The organism is Shewanella sp. 10N.286.45.A1 (assembly GCF_041470405.1).
GTDB lineage: Bacteria > Pseudomonadota > Gammaproteobacteria > Enterobacterales > Shewanellaceae > Shewanella.
In genome coordinates this window covers 12,615-28,758 of sequence record NZ_JBFRMK010000214.1, presented here as the reverse complement: position 1 = coordinate 28,758, position 16,144 = coordinate 12,615, and the positions used below count along the sequence as shown (strand labels likewise).

Genomic DNA, 16,144 nt, shown 5'->3' with positions numbered 1-16,144 from the left:
AATGCAATTGGTATAAATGTAAAACAGTAGGTTTCAAGCTGTTCAATATCTGCCGCTTTGTTGGCATCATATTTGCTTTTAACTAGATAATAGGTAATTTAAGCGGGCGCTTGAGCCGATATTTTGACGCTAATTACCCAACCTAACGATCTATTTTTGCTTTGATGGGAACGCTGACGGAGAAGTTATGCAGCAGATGACCAATATTTTACTCAGTAGTGCCGATGCCGCCAGTGCTAAAAAAACAGCGGTAAGCGCAAAGCCCGAGCTGAGCGCAGAAGGTGATAATTTCTCTGCGGCTCTTGCAAAGGCCAGCAAAGAGGGTGCTACTGCTGAGCAACAAAAAATAGATGGAAACGCAGCATTAACCACTGCAACGACAGGTGAGCAAAAACAAAGCGACATAAAAGACACGAACAGTAATCAAGAACCAAGCAATAGTGATGATGTCAATCAGGTGTTGGCTCAAATTAATCTTGCTAACAATTTTCCTGTTAGCGCAGATGAGGATGCTCAAAGCGACTCGATGATTGCCGCTGACGGCGAAGGTTTGCCGTTAGACAATGATACAGCAGCTGAGCTTGCCACATTGAAGGCTGGCAGCGAAGCAACTGACAACAGTGACTCTGATGAATCCATCGCATTATCTGATGATATTTTACAAGCATTAAGCCTTCAAACTGGCCTCTCTGAACAAGCGTTAAATGAAATGCCCAAAGCTGAGCTTGAAGCGTTGCTAGCACAAAGTAAGATTTTAGATGCCGACGGTAAGCTACTAGCGCAATACGCCATCGCAGCGGCTCCAAGTATGGCAACCATAAATTCTGCAGATGGACTTAACGCCTCTGCTAATAAAGTTGATAACGCAAATGGCTCTGAAGTAAACAGCAACACTAACAATGGCCCTAAACAAACAAGCAATATTCCTGCCGCAGATGTGTTAACTCAGCAGTCTATCGATCCGAACACTAAAGCCGAAAGCCGCGATATTCTCGGCAAAGAAGCAGCCATTCAAGCAGGGGCAGCAACCAGCACTGCTGAAGCGGTTTCCAAGCGAGCTGATATAGAAAATAACAGTAATGGAAAACTTAGCAATACAGCCAATAGTATGGCGGCAGAACAGCTTAAAGGTGCAGAGTTGTCAGTGAGGTTGACCCCGATTCAAATGGGGTTGGAAGCAAACCTTGCTAGCGGTAATGAAGAGCTTTCTACCCAAGATATTAAGACGGTATCAGGCCTGCAAGCTCATAATCTACAAATTCAGCAGAGTTTAACCCGTGTTGAACCGCAGCAGATCCAGTTGGCGCTGAAACAACATGCTGATCAAGCCTCTCAGATGCAGGAGATGATCCAACGTTTTTCTCCGGTAATGAAGCAGCAGTTGATGACGATGGTTAGTCAAGGCGTGCAACATGCTGAGATCAGACTCGACCCAGCAGAGTTAGGCAGTATGATGGTGCGGATCCAAGTTCAGGGTGATACCACTCAAGTGCAATTCCAAGTGAGCCAACATCAAACTCGAGATCTCGTTGAACAAGCAATGCCTCGATTACGTGAAATGCTGGCCGAGCAAGGTATGCAATTAACCGATGGCCAAGTATCGCAAGGCGACCGAGGTAATGACCAATCATTCCAAGGTGATAGAGACAGCCGAGGCAATAGTCACGGTGAAATGGATGAAATTTCAGCAGAAGAGCTGATTGTTGGCGCAAATCAGGCAACAAGTTCTGCTTCAGGTATAGATTATTACGCATAAGCAGGTAACCTATAGCACAGTTAAAAACTTAGCTTAACTTGTGATGTTGGCCGAGTTAAGCAAGTGCATAGAGGTCCAGTTAGGGAAAGCAGATGGCAGAAGAAGAATCATTAGAGCTTGAAGTCAGTGACAAGCCGAAAAGTAAGAAGAAGTTAGTGCTATTTGGCAGCATTGCAGCGGTACTTATTGTAATCATCGCAGCAACACTCTGGTTGCTATTAAGTGGCGACGAAACTGCAGAGCAAACGGGCAATGGAGAGGTTGTTGCTGAAGAGAAAGCCTCGGATAAAAGGGAAGCCTTTTACGCCGCAATGCCACGCCCGTTTCTGTTTAACTTGCCAGGCAACGGTCGTACTCGGCTCGTCGAAATCAAAGTACAGTTAATGGTGCGTGGTAAAGATGATGATGTTTTGATTAAAAAGCATATCCCATTAATTGAAGATGCATTATTAACCACCTTTAGTGGCGCAAATGTGCAAAAACTCAGTACCTTAGCGGGTAAAGATGAACTGCGACTTTTAGCATTGCTCAACGTACAAAATACGCTGCAACCAATTATTGGTCGTAAAGTTGTTGAAAAAGTATTATTTACCGGCTTTGTAATGCAGTAAATTTGCACGGCTCTTTTTGTAAACCAAACGTTTTTATATAGGCAAAGGCAATATCGTGAGTGATTTATTAAGCCAAGACGAAATTGATGCGCTACTACACGGTGTAGATGACGTCGAAGAGGACATGATAGAGGACGGTGAGCTTGATGCCCGTGCCTATGATTTCTCTTCGCAAGACCGTATTGTGCGTGGCCGAATGCCAACGCTGGAGATTGTTAACGAGCGTTTTGCTCGCCACCTGCGAATTAGCATGTTTAACATGATGCGCCGCGCGGCTGAAGTGTCAATTAACGGCGTACAAATGCTCAAGTTCGGTGAGTATGTCCACACTCTTTTTGTACCAACAAGCTTGAACATGGTGCGTTTTAGTCCGTTAAAAGGGACTGCGCTTATTACCATGGAAGCAAGGCTAGTTTTTATCCTCGTAGATAACTTCTTTGGCGGTGATGGACGTTTCCACGCAAAGATTGAAGGGCGAGAATTTACCCCTACTGAACGCAGAATTGTGCAACTGCTGCTTAAAATTATCTTTGAAGATTATAAAGAAGCTTGGGCGCCGGTGATGGATGTTGAGTTCGATTATCTCGACTCTGAAGTCAACCCCGCGATGGCGAATATCGTGAGTCCAACCGAAGTGGTAGTGGTCAGTTCATTCCATATCGAAGTCGATGGTGGCGGTGGTGATTTCCATATCACGATGCCGTATTCGATGATCGAACCTATTCGAGAGCTGCTCGATGCAGGTGTGCAAAGTGATACTCAAGATACTGATATGCGTTGGTCGCAAGCACTGCGAGACGAGATCATGGATGTTGATGTTGGTATCGACGCGACCGTTGTAGAACATCAGGTGACATTACGTGACGTGCTTGAATTTAAGGCTGGGGATGTGATCCCTGTTGAGCTGCCTGAACACATTATTTTGAAAGTTGAAGATCTTCCCACTTATCGTTGTAAGATGGGCAAAACTAAAGAGAATCTTGCATTAAAGATTTGTGAACAAATACAAAGGCCAGAAACGGTTAAGTCAGAACTTCAGTTGGTGACCCATAAAGGTAAACCGCGCGAACGTGCTGAGATATAAGGTGATAAGTAAATGAGTACAGATACAGGTGATGACTGGGCTGCCGCAATGGCAGAGCAAGCAATTGAAGAAGCACAAGCTGTAGAGTTAGATGAATTTAGCAGTGATGCCGCGCCACTAAGCGAAGAAGAAGCATCAAAACTTGATGCAATTATGGATATTCCTGTCACCATTTCAATGGAAGTGGGTCGCAGCTTTATCAATATACGTAATCTACTGCAGTTAAACCAAGGCTCGGTTGTTGAGTTAGATCGTGTTGCAGGTGAACCTCTCGACGTGATGGTTAATGGCACCTTAATCGCTCATGGTGAAGTGGTTGTTGTTAACGACAAATTCGGTATTCGCTTAACCGACGTTATCAGTCAGACTGAGCGTATCAAAAAGCTTAAATAAAGGGATTAGCAATGAGTTTTCAGCTTGCATTAGCTAGTCTTGGCAGCGTTGCTGTTACCGCAGAAAAGTCAGCGACGCCTTCAAGTGTTGCCACACTTGCCAGTATGGTAGGAGGGCTGATTGTTGTCCTGCTATTAATTTTTGCTTTGGCTTATATGGTGAAGCGACTTAATTTGGTACCCAGCAGCCAAGGAGTATTGAAAACACTTGCTGTTACGCCTCTAGGTCAAAAAGAGAAGCTGGTACTGGTAGAGGTTGACGGCCAACAGTATTTACTTGGGGTTACCCCGCATCAAGTTAATTTGGTTGATAAGCTTAGTGACCCCGTTGAGATCTCCACAGACTCCTTTGCGAGTCGTTTACGTCAAGCGAAGTCATCCCAATGATAAAATGGATTGTGTTATTTGGTGGCCTCGCGCTGTCGCTAATATCCCCTACAGTGTTAGCTGAAACAGGAATTTTGCCTGCGGTAACTGTGTCAACCGGGGCTGATGGTTCAACTCAGTATTCGGTAACCATGCAGATTTTACTGCTGATGACAGCGCTGAGTTTTATCCCTGCAGCTGTCATTATGTTGACCTCGTTTACCCGTATTATCGTGGTTCTATCGATTTTGCGCCAAGCAATCGGGTTACAGCAAGCACCCTCTAATCAAATTTTAATCGGTATCAGTATGTTCATGACATTTTTTATTATGTCGCCGGTATTCGATAAGATTTATGAGCAAGCTGTTAAACCTTATATTGAGCAGGGAATGCCCATTCAGGATGCTTTTAATACTGGCAAAGGGCCGCTGAAAGATTTCATGTTGTCGCAGACTCGTTTAACCGATTTAGATACCTTTATCGAAATTTCGGGTTACCAGAATATCAATGAGCCAGAAGATGCGCCGATGAGCGTGATTATTCCGGCCTTTATCACTAGTGAACTCAAGACGGCATTTCAGATCGGCTTTATGTTATTCGTACCATTTTTGGTATTAGATTTAGTGGTCGCCAGTATCTTGATGGCTATGGGTATGATGATGTTATCGCCTATGATTGTCTCTTTGCCGTTTAAGATCATGCTGTTCGTACTTGTTGACGGATGGAGTTTAGTGATGGGCACGTTAGCTAACAGTTTTGGGTTGTAGGTAGCTTATGAGTCCTGAAGCACTGATTGATATTTTTAGAGAAGCCTTAGCGGTTATTGTGACGATTGTTTCGATGATCATTGTGCCTGGACTCATTGTCGGCTTGATCGTGGCAGTATTTCAGGCCGCAACTTCGATTAACGAACAAACATTGAGCTTCCTACCGCGTCTGCTTACAACCCTTTTAGGCTTAATGCTGATGGGACATCTGCTTGTGCAAACGATGATGGAGTTTTTTATGCAGATGGTAAATATGATCCCGCAGGTTATCGGCTAATCATGCTATTGCAACTGTTTGAACCTCCTGTGTTACATCGTCAGCATTCAAGCGCTGTACTGTAAATTATGAATATCTTACTTGATACCATAATGGGTGGGATTGCTGGCTACATGTGGCCATTAACACGGATCTCTAGCATGTTTATGGTGATGGCGGTATTTGGTGCTAATACCACTCCATCGCGAGTTAGACTATTGTTATCCCTGACCGTTACTGCAGCAGTAGTGCCTGTGCTACCGCCAATGCCAGATATCGAGCTATTTTCCTTGAGCGCTGTGTTTGTCACCTTTCAGCAGATCATCATTGGCGTTTCCATGGGGTTTTCAACCCTGCTGTTAATGCAGACCTTTGTGTTAACTGGACAAATCATCGGTATGCAGACCAGTCTGGGCTTTGCTTCAATGATAGACCCAGGTTCCGGACAACAAACACCAGTCGTCGCTAACTTCTTTCTTTTGCTAACAACGATGATCTTTTTGGCAGTAGATGGACATCTATTATTGATCAAAATGGTGGTCGCCAGTTTTGATTCAATTCCAGTATCAATGGAAGGTCTAAGCCTCGCAAGTTATCGTATGTTTACCGAATTTGTCGGTTATATGTTTGGCGCTGCGCTGACAATGTCACTGTCAGCTATTGTGGCTCTTTTAACTATTAACCTTTCTTTTGGGGTGATGACGCGCGCCTCACCGCAGCTAAATATTTTCTCGATTGGTTTTCCTGTCACCATGGTCTGTGGTTTGTTTATTCTATGGCTAACATTGACCCCAATCATGGCTCACTTTGATGAAGTGTGGCGTGAGGTGCAAATCCTACTGTGTAATGTACTTGAACTTCAGTGCAGCTTAGATGGTGGGCTTAACTAGTGATATTGTCGATGCATTCTATCTTAGCGATATCTCAAGTCATTAAGGGGGACTGTCATGGCTGAAAATGACAGTAGCCAAGAAAAAACAGAGGAAGCAACCTCCAGAAAGTTGCAACAGGCCAAAGATAAAGGGCAGGTTGCACGCTCCAAAGATTTAGGGACTTCTGCAGTTCTTATTGCCGCTTCAGTTGGACTTGTTATGACTGGGCCAAGCATTGCTAAAGCGATGCACACCATTATGACTAACCTATTTACATTAACCCGTGAAGAGATCTTCGACACGCGGCAGATGATGAACATTTGGAGCATGGTGGGCAATGAATTAGCTGCGCCTTTGTTAGGTTTTATCTTATTGCTGGCACTGATTGCATTTGCTGGTAACGTCGCGCTGGGGGGAATGTCTTTTTCGGCCAAAGCCTGCATGCCCAAACCGAGCAAAATGAGTCCTGTTGCAGGCTTGAAGCGAATGTTTGGCGTACAAGCTGTAGTTGAACTTACCAAGGGTATTGCTAAGTTTTCAGTGGTGGCAATTACCGCTTATGTCGTTTTGAAAATCTATTTGAATGATATTTTGATGTTGTCGCAAGATCATCTTCCCGGCAATATTTATCATGCATTAGATCTAGTTTCTTGGATTTTCATCTTACTGTGTGCATCGACGTTTATTATTGTTGCTATTGATGTGCCTTATCAAATTTGGCATCACGCCAAACAGTTAAAGATGACCAAGCAAGAAGTTAAAGATGAGTACAAAGATACCGAGGGTAAGCCTGAAGTTAAGGGCCGTATTCGTCAGCTACAACAAGAGATGGCACAAAGGCGTATGATGGGCGAGGTGCCTAATGCCGATGTCATCGTAGTTAACCCTGAACATTATGCTGTGGCGGTAAAATATGATGCTGCTAAATCAACCGCACCGTTTGTGGTTGCTAAAGGGGTGGATGAAGTCGCCTTTAAAATCCGTGAAATTGCCCGAGAACATGATGTCGCTATTGTTACTGCGCCGCCTTTAGCCCGTGCTATTTACCATACCACTAAAATAGATCAAGAGATCCCAGAAGGGCTATTTACAGCTGTTGCTCAAGTACTAGCTTATGTATTTCAGTTACGTCAATACCAAAGAGGCAAAGGGCGTCGCCCCAATGCTATTCCTACCAAGCAACCGATCCCTGATGAGCTCAAACATTAAACAGGCTCGATTATCAATTGAATTGTGCATGAACCTTATATTGAGATCTCATTTTAAAGTAGAAAGAGCATAAAAAATAACCACTTACTTGGCTTTCCATTCTTTGCTCATTCTTTTCAGGTTATAGTGTGCATGCTTTAGAATGTGAGCTGCTTGATCCTATTGGTTTTGTTACTGGTTAATGCTATTGATATTAGTGCAACTTTTGGTACTAAATTTGCAGTATAGCCAATGGGCGTCAAAGATTGGACTTAGGGTGAATGGAATTTAACGCAAGACTTGGGCAATTAAAACAATTAAAGCCCGCACATTTTAAAGGCGTGGGTACCCCTTTATTGGTTCTAGCCGCACTGGCTATGATCATTTTACCTATGCCTGCCTTTTTGCTGGATATTCTGTTTGCATTCAATATCGCACTCGCACTCGTTGTGCTACTTGTTGCTATCTATAGTGACCGGCCGTTAGATTTTGCCGCTTTTCCCAGTGTATTGTTAGTTGCCACATTGCTGCGACTAGCACTAAACGTAGCTTCCACCCGCGTGGTATTACTTGAAGGTCATAATGGCGGCGACGCTGCAGGTAAAGTGATTGAGGCATTTGGCTCCGTGGTTATTGGTGGCAATTACGCTGTCGGCCTAGTGGTATTTTTAATCTTAATTATCATTAACTTTGCAGTAGTTACTAAAGGTGCTGGGCGTATCTCAGAAGTTAGTGCTCGCTTTACCCTAGACGCAATGCCAGGTAAGCAGATGGCGATTGACGCAGACTTAAATGCTGGGTTACTTAGCCAAGAGGAAGCACGTGCAAGACGCGCCGAGGTGACCCGTGAAGCTGATTTTTATGGTGCGATGGACGGTGCGTCAAAATTTGTAAAAGGTGATGCGATAGCGGGAATTTTGATTCTAGTGATCAATATCCTTGGCGGATTTGTTATTGGTATGGCGCAGCATGGGCTTAGTTTTTCTGATGCTATTGAGATTTATACGCTGCTGACTATTGGTGATGGTCTTGTTGCACAAATACCTGGCCTTCTATTATCAATCGCCGCCGCCTTAATGGTGACTCGTCAAAATGAATCTGGCGATATGGGCGAAATGATGATGAGTCAGATGTTTGACAGCCCTAAAGCTCTGGCCATTGCTGCCGCTGTTATGTTTGTGATGGGCATTGTGCCTGGTATGCCACACTTTGTGTTTTTATCACTGGCTGTTATTGCTGGAGCCTCAGCCTATTTCATTAACAAGAAGAAAGAAACCGACCGAGAACGTGCCTTGGAACTGGCTAAATCAGGACCTGTCGAGAAGCGTGATGCCCAGCCTAAAGAGCTTAGCTGGGATGATGTTCAACACGTTGACACTATTGGCCTTGAAGTGGGTTACCGCTTAATACCATTAGTGGATAAAGGCCAAGGCGGCGAACTGCTAGGTAGAATTAAAGGGGTGCGTAAGAAGTTATCTCAAGAGTTAGGTTTCTTGGTACCAGCTGTGCATATTCGTGACAATTTAGATTTGTCGCCAAATGCTTATCGAATCTCGTTAATGGGAGTTTCCTCTGGTGAAGGCGAAATTCGTCATGATTGCGAGCTTGCGATTAATCCAGGTCAAGTATTCGGTAAGTTAGAAGGTATCGAAACTACCGATCCTGCTTTTGGTTTAGAAGCGGTATGGATAGCACCAGAGCTCAGAGAACATGCTCAGACCTTAGGTTACACAGTGGTTGATTCCGCGACAGTAGTGGCCACTCACATCAGTCAACTACTGACTAACAATGCCTCCAAGTTACTCGGTTACGAAGAGGTGCAGCAGCTATTGGATATGCTCGCTAAGAACTCACCTAAATTGGTTGATGGCTTCATTCCAGATGTTATGCCACTAGGTACTGTGGTAAAAGTGATGCAGAACCTGCTTAACGAAGGCGTATCGATTCGAGATATGAAGACCATAGTGCAGACCTTATTAGAGTACGGACCAAAGAGTGCCGATACCGAAGTGCTAACCGCAGCAGTGCGAATAGCATTAAAGAGAATGATCGTCCAAGAGATCAGCGGACCTGAACTTGAGATCCCTGTCATTACTTTGGCGCCAGAGTTGGAACAGATGTTGCATCAGTCTATGCAAGCAACTGGAGGTGAAGGTCCAAATATTGAACCAAGCCTTGCAGAGCGTATGCAGAAGTCACTGGTTGATGCTACACAGCGCCAAGAAATGGTCGGTCAACCAGCAATTTTATTAACATCAGGCATGCTACGTTCAACATTATCAAGATTTGTTAAGCATACGATTCCAAATCTGAGGGTGATCTCCTATCAAGAGGTACCTGATGAGAAACAGATACGCATCGTATCCGCTGTTGGACAGTAGAGGGCGAATAATTGAAGATTAAAAGATTTTTAGCAAAAGATATGCGCTCGGCCTTAGCCCAAGTTAAAGAAACTTTGGGTTCAGATGCTGTCATTATGTCGAATAAGAAAGTGACCGGCGGTATAGAAATTGTCGCGGCAGTGGATTATGACGATCCTAAGCCACAAATTGTAGCGGCGACGCCATCTCCTGCGGCCTTTACTGACCTTAGCGATGAAAAAGTAACACTCGGATCGCGAGCAAATGTAAAGGCTGAATCTCGCGCTAAAGCAACACCAGCGCCAGATTCGCTGCAAGCGTTGCTTGAACGTCAGCAAAGCCGTGTTAACCAGCATACTTCAGCCACGCGTAGTGAAGAGCTTGATATGCCAGAGTGGGCTAAAGGTTTACAGGCACAAGTTGCTAAATCTAAAGAGCCTGCGAAGGCAGAGTTTACGCCGAATAGAGCGCCAGACAGTTTTGCGCCACAGAAGCAAAGTAACAGTGCAGAAATGGACGCGATGAAAGAGGAGTTGGCGTCAATTCGAAGCCTGCTAACACATCAAGTTAGCTCCTTAATGTCTGAGCAAAAAAAGCGTGTTGATCCTGTTGGTGCGATGCTAGAGAGCAAGTTGTTAGAAGCTGAGTTTTCTCAAGCCGTCGCCAAAAAGCTGTCTAATTTGAGCGAACATTATTCACCGGCTGAATTAGTCGCCTCATTGCCGCGCAGTTTAGCCAATATGCTAGACAATCAAGGCGACGACATTGTTCGTCAGGGTGGTGTGGTGGCATTTGTGGGGCCAACCGGTGTGGGAAAGACCACTACTGTTGCTAAATTAGCCGCTAGATTTGCCGCACATCATGGTTCAGACCAAGTCGCATTGATTACGACTGACCATTATCGCATTGGAGCCTTTGAGCAATTGGCAACTTATGGCAAAATAATGGGATGCCCAGTAAAACAGGCTCATGATTTTAATGAGTTAGAACAGATTTTGTATCAGTTTCGAAACCGCAAGTTAGTATTGATTGATACTGCAGGTATGAGCCAGCGAGATCTGCGCTTATTCCAGCAACTCGATAACTTAACTGCAAATAGCAGAATACCTATTCGTAGTTATCTGGTAATGTCTGCAACAGGACAGCGTCGTGTACTTGAAGACGCCGTAAAACAGTTTACCCGTATCCCGCTTTCAGGCGCGGTACTGACTAAGTTAGATGAATCAGTGTCATTGGCGCCAGCGCTAAGTGTACTGATCCAAAGTGGGTTACCTTTGAGTTATGTGACTGATGGACAACGTGTTCCTGAAGATATGCAAGTGGCTGACACGTTAGCTTTAGCCAACCGAGCATTAGCCGTGTTAGATAACCAAGAATTAGAACCATTACAGAACAGTGAACCGTCACGAGAAGTGACCCATGCATTTGAGTAAAAACATGACTCCCGATCAAGCAAGTGGTTTACGTATGATGAATCAGCCAAATAATGAAAAAGTAAAAGTTATCGCCGTGTCTGGTGGTAAAGGTGGCGTTGGTAAAACCAGCGTGTCAATTAACACCGCCGTAGCGTTAGCTGAAAAGGGCAAACGCGTGCTCGTTTTGGATGCCGATTTGGGTTTAGCGAACGTCGACGTGATGCTAGGTTTGCGTGCTGAGAAAAATTTATCTCATGTTTTGTCTGGAGATGCCGAATTAGATGATGTCATCTTAAGAGGGCCAAAGGGTATTGGGATTATTCCTGCAACGTCAGGAACCCAAGCAATGGTTGAGTTGACTCAAGCACAGCATGCAGGACTCATTCGCGCATTTAGTGAAATGAGAACTCAGTTTGATATCTTAATCGTTGATACCGCAGCGGGGATTTCAGACATGGTGCTGAGTTTTTCTCGGGCGTCACAAGATGTCTTAATTGTTGTTTGTGATGAACCGACATCGATAACCGATGCTTACGCATTGATTAAAATTTTGAGCCGCGAGCATGGTGTGTTCCGCTTTAAGATTGTCGCTAATATGGTGCGCAGTCTACGCGAAGGGATGGAGTTATTTGCCAAATTAAGCAAAGTAACTGATAGATTCCTAGATGTTGCGCTTGAACTGGTTGCTACGGTGCCTTTCGATGAGAACTTACGTAAGTCGGTAAGAAAGCAAAAACTGATTGTTGAGGCGTTCCCTAAGTCTCCGGCAGCCATTGCTTATCACGGACTAGCGAACAAAATAATGAGTTGGCCGATACCTTCTCAACCTGGCGGACATTTAGAGTTCTTTGTTGAACGATTGGTCCAACGTCCTGATTATCAAGAGGATAAGTCAGGTGAATAAAGCGGCCGCGTATACTAGTTTAGATAATAAGACCTCTATCGTTGAACAGTATGCACCGCTAGTAAAAAGAATTGCCCATCATTTACTGGCGCGCTTACCAGCGTCAGTGCAGCTAGATGATTTGCTGCAAGCGGGTATGATGGGGCTGTTAGAGGCATCATCAAAGTTTGATGGCAGTAAAGGCGCGAAATTTGAAACCTTCGCAGGTATTCGAATTCGTGGCTCTATGTTAGATGAAATAAGACGTGGTGATTGGGTACCGAGATCGGTGCATCGTAACCAACGTCGCGTTGCGCAAGTGATTGATGAACTAGAACAAGAGCTTGGGCGTGATGCGCGAGATCCTGAGATAGCAGAGCGATTAGAGATGTCGCTTGACGAGTATTACAGCATTCTAAATGATGTGTCTGTGGGCAAAGTTGTTGGCATTGAAGATTTAGGTGTCGCAGTGGATGTCGTTAGCCACGAAGATGATCATGATGATGTCGCTTATGAGTCGCTAGCTGAAGTTGAATTTCATTCAGCATTAGTGGCAGCGATAAAGCTATTACCAGAACGTGATGCTCTGGTATTGTCGCTGTATTACGATGAAGCATTAAATTTAAAAGAGATTGGGGCCATTCTTGAGGTCAGTGAGTCTAGAGTAAGCCAGATCCATAGTCAGGCGATGCTAAGACTCAAAGGTAAACTCAAGCACTGGACGCAAGCATAACAATAAACAAACACTAAAAAATAAGTTCCGCGGAGGAAACCTTGGACAAGAATATGAAGATTCTTGTTGTTGATGACTTTTCAACAATGAGACGTATCATCAAGAACTTGTTGCGAGACTTGGGATTCAACAACACTCAAGAAGCAGATGACGGTTCAACAGCCTTACCTATGTTACAGAAGGGCGATTTTGATTTTGTCGTAACCGACTGGAACATGCCAGGAATGCAAGGTATTGATCTCTTAAAGGCAATACGTGCCGATGATGAGTTAAAACACTTACCTGTACTGATGGTAACGGCTGAAGCGAAGCGTGAGCAGATTATTGCAGCAGCGCAAGCTGGTGTTAACGGTTACGTAGTTAAGCCTTTTACCGCAGCCACGCTTAAAGAAAAGTTAGATAAAATTTTCGAGCGCCTCGGTTAAGCAAGGATGAGCAATGCAGCAACATACTTCAGGGCTCATTACTCTCGAGCAAGCTGAGAGCCTCGTCGCGTTACTTCGCGATGGCGAGCAAGCCAAAGCCGATGAATTGGTGAGAGATATAGCCTCACCGATCCAGAAAGAACTGTTTGATGAAGTTGGCCGTTTAACCCGTCAGCTCCACAGTGCAATAGTAGACTTTCAAGTGGATAACCGCTTGATTGAACTTGCTAACACCGAAATCCCGGATGCTAAAGAGCGCTTAACTTACGTTATTGATATGACGGAGCAAGCAGCGAACAAGACCATGGATGCGGTAGAAGAGTGTTTACCTTTAGCTAACGCGTTAAGTCATAACATTCATGCGGTTAAACCTGCATGGGATAAACTCATGCGTCGAGAATTGCCGCTGACTGAATTTAAAACGTTATGTCACGATATTCAGCAATTTGTGGAAAGAAGCGAATCGGATGCAAACCGAGTAAGAGAACTTCTTAATCAGATTTTGCTAGCACAAGACTTTCAAGATCTAACTGGTCAAATGATCCGCCGGGTGATTGATCTCGTCAGAGAAGTTGAGAACAGCTTAGTATCGATGTTAACCGTCTTTGGTGAGCAGCCAGCAACAACAGCTGAAAACACACCGCCGCTAGATGTTGAAGCCGAAGGTCCTATTATGAATGCAGAAAAACGTCAGGATGTTGTGACGGGTCAAGATGAAGTTGACGATCTGCTTTCGAGTTTAGGTTTTTAAGGGAGTCAAAATAATGTCCTTTGATGTTGATGAAGAGATACTGCAGGACTTTTTGATCGAAGCCGGTGAGATTTTAGAGCTTCTACAGGAACAATTGGTCACGTTAGAAAATAATCCTGACGATACCGATCTGCTTAACGCTATTTTTAGAGGTTTTCACACTGTAAAAGGTGGTGCAGGCTTCCTCAGCTTGACGCCAATGGTTGATGTCTGCCACGAAGCAGAAAATACCTTCGATCTATTGCGTACCGGTAAACGAGACGTTAGCGCCAATCTGATGGATGTTATCTTGCAGGCCGTAGACGCAATTAACTCCATGTTTGCTGAAACTCAAGCGGGTCAGCCTCAATCTCCAGCCGACACAACTTTGCTAGCTCAACTAAAAACTCTGAGCGCGGGACAATTGCTGCCCTCAGAGCTGGCAGACACACAAGCGAGTGTGGCATCAGTTGAAGAGCTAATGGTTGAAGAGCCAATGGTTGAAGAGGTTGTAGAAGCAGTGGTTCCACAAGCTACCGACATGACTGCTGGCGGCAGTATCGACGACATCAACGACGCAGAATTTGAAGCATTACTTGACGCATTACACGGCAGTGGCAAAGGCCCGGGTGTTGATGCAGCTACAAGCCATGTTGATGCTGCGCAGAGCTCAGATGACATTACCGATGATGAATTTGAATCTTTACTTGATGAACTTCATGGTTCGGGTCAATTTAAGGCCTCTGCTTCGGTAGCCGCCGCAACAGAGGAGCCAACCCATGTTGTTGACTCTGATGAGATAACCGATGACGAATTTGAGCGTTTGCTTGATGAACTGCATGGTTCTGGAGCTGCCCCCGCTGCTGTAGAAAAACCAGCGCAAGTGACAACAAGCGAAACGGCACCCGCAGCAGTGGTTCAAGCAATAACCACTTCACAGCAAAAAGCCGTGACAACACCTGTGGCTAAAGCTGAGGTTAAAGCTGAAGTCAAACCTGTTGCAAAAGCTGCACCGAAAGCTGCCGGCAATAATATGCCGCAAGCTGAAACGACAGTCCGTGTTGATACCTCAAGGCTTGATCAGATAATGAATATGGTCGGTGAGCTGGTATTGGTCCGTAATCGCTTATTAAGCCTTGGGATCTCACGTGATGACGAAGAGATGTCGAAAGCTTTAGCTAATTTAGACTTAGTAACAGCGGATCTTCAAGGCGCCGTAATGAAAACCCGGATGCAGCCAATTAAGAAAGTATTTGGCCGCTTCCCACGTGTTGTTAGAGATTTAGCCCGCAGTCTCAATAAAGAGATTGATCTTGTTATGGTGGGTGAAGATACCGATCTGGACAAGAACTTAGTTGAAGCCTTAGCCGATCCACTTGTGCATTTGGTGAGAAACTCAGTCGATCATGGTATTGAGATGCCAGATGATCGTGAAGCTAATGGAAAAGCACGTAGCGGAACGATTACTTTGTCGGCTAGCCAAGAAGGCGATCATATCCTGCTAAAAATTGAGGATGATGGTGCAGGGATGGACCCTGAAAGACTTAAGAACATTGCGATAGATCGTGGTGTAGTTGACGAAGATGCTGCTGCACGCATGACAGATGAAGAAGCTTATAATCTAATTTTTGCACCTGGCTTTTCAACTAAGGTAGAAATATCTGATATTTCAGGTCGTGGCGTAGGAATGGACGTGGTTAAAACACGGATCACCCAACTAAACGGCACCATCTTTATTGATTCGCTTAAAGGCAAGGGCACACGTTTAGAGATTAAAGTGCCATTAACACTGGCTATCATGCCAACGTTAATGGTTGAAGTAGCAGAACAAGTATTTGCGCTGCCTCTGTCGAGCGTTAACGAGATCTTCCACTTAGATCTAACTAAAACCAATGTGGTCGATGGTCAACTGACAGTGATTGTTCGTGATAAAGCCGTACCACTGTTTTATTTAGAAAGTTGGCTCACTCGAACTCAAACAGGCGGGATCCATGGCGATAGACAGCATGGGCACGTGGTTATTGTGCAATTAGGCACGATGCAGATAGGGTTTGTAGTTGACTCGCTGATTGGACAGGAAGAGGTGGTGATAAAACCACTAGGCACCTTGTTACATGGTACGCCGGGAATGGCGGGGGCTACAATTACCTCAGACGGTGGTATCGCGCTGATTTTGGACGTTCCTGGACTTCTAAAGCATTACGCACGCAATAAAGGTTAACGCCTTATTTCCAGGGCAAGGAGAAAACGTGTTTTCGACTTGTCCTTTTGCGTAATGTGAAAGCTGGAACCCCATGCGTTATAGG

Annotated in this window: 16 protein-coding genes; all 16 read left to right on the top strand. The window is 44.8% G+C overall.

The window, feature by feature from the left end; genetic code table 11:
• Window positions 1-187 precede the first annotated feature (187 nt).
• The 16 genes from AB4238_RS15810 (at window position 188) to AB4238_RS15735 (ending at window position 16,059) form a co-directional block, all read left to right on the top strand.
• Window positions 188-1,756 (top strand): flagellar hook-length control protein FliK, encoded by a 1,569-nt coding sequence (locus tag AB4238_RS15810; protein WP_372034291.1) that lies wholly within the window; start codon window positions 188-190, stop codon window positions 1,754-1,756.
• A 92-nt stretch (window positions 1,757-1,848) separates the two neighbouring features.
• Window positions 1,849-2,367 (top strand): flagellar basal body-associated protein FliL, encoded by a 519-nt coding sequence (gene fliL, locus AB4238_RS15805; RefSeq protein ID WP_372034290.1) that lies wholly within the window; start codon window positions 1,849-1,851, stop codon window positions 2,365-2,367.
• 55 nt (window positions 2,368-2,422) lie between these two features.
• Window positions 2,423-3,451, top strand: a complete 1,029-nt coding sequence (gene fliM / locus AB4238_RS15800; RefSeq protein WP_372034289.1) for a flagellar motor switch protein FliM — start codon at window positions 2,423-2,425, stop codon at window positions 3,449-3,451.
• Window positions 3,452-3,463: 12 nt separating this feature from the next.
• Window positions 3,464-3,844: a flagellar motor switch protein FliN gene (gene fliN, locus AB4238_RS15795; RefSeq protein WP_020911691.1), complete on the top strand. Its 381-nt coding sequence runs from the start codon at window positions 3,464-3,466 to the stop codon at window positions 3,842-3,844.
• Window positions 3,845-3,855: 11 nt separating this feature from the next.
• Window positions 3,856-4,230: a flagellar biosynthetic protein FliO gene (gene fliO / locus AB4238_RS15790; protein ID WP_372034288.1), complete on the top strand. Its 375-nt coding sequence runs from the start codon at window positions 3,856-3,858 to the stop codon at window positions 4,228-4,230.
• Window positions 4,227-4,976 carry a flagellar type III secretion system pore protein FliP gene (gene fliP, locus AB4238_RS15785; RefSeq protein ID WP_020911693.1) on the top strand — a complete coding sequence of 250 codons (750 nt, stop codon included), beginning with the start codon at window positions 4,227-4,229 and terminating at the stop codon, window positions 4,974-4,976. The genes fliO and fliP overlap by 4 nt, the downstream gene beginning before the upstream one ends.
• Window positions 4,977-4,983: 7 nt before the next feature.
• The gene (locus AB4238_RS15780; RefSeq protein WP_372034287.1) at window positions 4,984-5,253 is read left to right on the top strand and encodes a flagellar biosynthetic protein FliQ; all 270 of its coding nucleotides are present in this window, start codon (window positions 4,984-4,986) and stop codon (window positions 5,251-5,253) included.
• 68 nt (window positions 5,254-5,321) lie between these two features.
• On the top strand, window positions 5,322-6,122 hold the full coding sequence (gene fliR / locus AB4238_RS15775; RefSeq protein ID WP_372034286.1) for a flagellar biosynthetic protein FliR: 801 nt from the start codon (window positions 5,322-5,324) through the stop codon (window positions 6,120-6,122).
• A gap of 57 nt (window positions 6,123-6,179) precedes the next feature.
• Entirely contained in the window at window positions 6,180-7,313 is a 1,134-nt protein-coding gene (flhB, locus tag AB4238_RS15770) for a flagellar biosynthesis protein FlhB (RefSeq protein WP_372034285.1), read from the top strand.
• A gap of 260 nt (window positions 7,314-7,573) precedes the next feature.
• Window positions 7,574-9,673 (top strand): flagellar biosynthesis protein FlhA, encoded by a 2,100-nt coding sequence (flhA, locus tag AB4238_RS15765; protein WP_372034284.1) that lies wholly within the window; start codon window positions 7,574-7,576, stop codon window positions 9,671-9,673.
• An 11-nt stretch (window positions 9,674-9,684) separates the two neighbouring features.
• On the top strand, window positions 9,685-11,085 hold the full coding sequence (gene flhF / locus AB4238_RS15760) for a flagellar biosynthesis protein FlhF (protein ID WP_372034283.1): 1,401 nt from the start codon (window positions 9,685-9,687) through the stop codon (window positions 11,083-11,085).
• Between the two features lie 4 nt (window positions 11,086-11,089).
• Window positions 11,090-11,971, top strand: a complete 882-nt coding sequence (locus tag AB4238_RS15755; RefSeq protein ID WP_044556319.1) for a MinD/ParA family protein — start codon at window positions 11,090-11,092, stop codon at window positions 11,969-11,971.
• Window positions 11,964-12,683, top strand: a complete 720-nt coding sequence (locus tag AB4238_RS15750; protein ID WP_372034282.1) for an RNA polymerase sigma factor FliA — start codon at window positions 11,964-11,966, stop codon at window positions 12,681-12,683. The genes AB4238_RS15755 and AB4238_RS15750 overlap by 8 nt, the downstream gene beginning before the upstream one ends.
• Window positions 12,684-12,724: 41 nt before the next feature.
• Window positions 12,725-13,108: a chemotaxis response regulator CheY gene (gene cheY, locus AB4238_RS15745; RefSeq protein ID WP_012143382.1), complete on the top strand. Its 384-nt coding sequence runs from the start codon at window positions 12,725-12,727 to the stop codon at window positions 13,106-13,108.
• Window positions 13,109-13,121: 13 nt separating this feature from the next.
• On the top strand, window positions 13,122-13,859 hold the full coding sequence (locus tag AB4238_RS15740; RefSeq protein ID WP_372034281.1) for a protein phosphatase CheZ: 738 nt from the start codon (window positions 13,122-13,124) through the stop codon (window positions 13,857-13,859).
• Window positions 13,860-13,872: 13 nt separating this feature from the next.
• Window positions 13,873-16,059, top strand: a complete 2,187-nt coding sequence (locus tag AB4238_RS15735; RefSeq protein WP_372034280.1) for a chemotaxis protein CheA — start codon at window positions 13,873-13,875, stop codon at window positions 16,057-16,059.
• The last annotated feature ends 85 nt before the right edge of the window (window positions 16,060-16,144 follow it).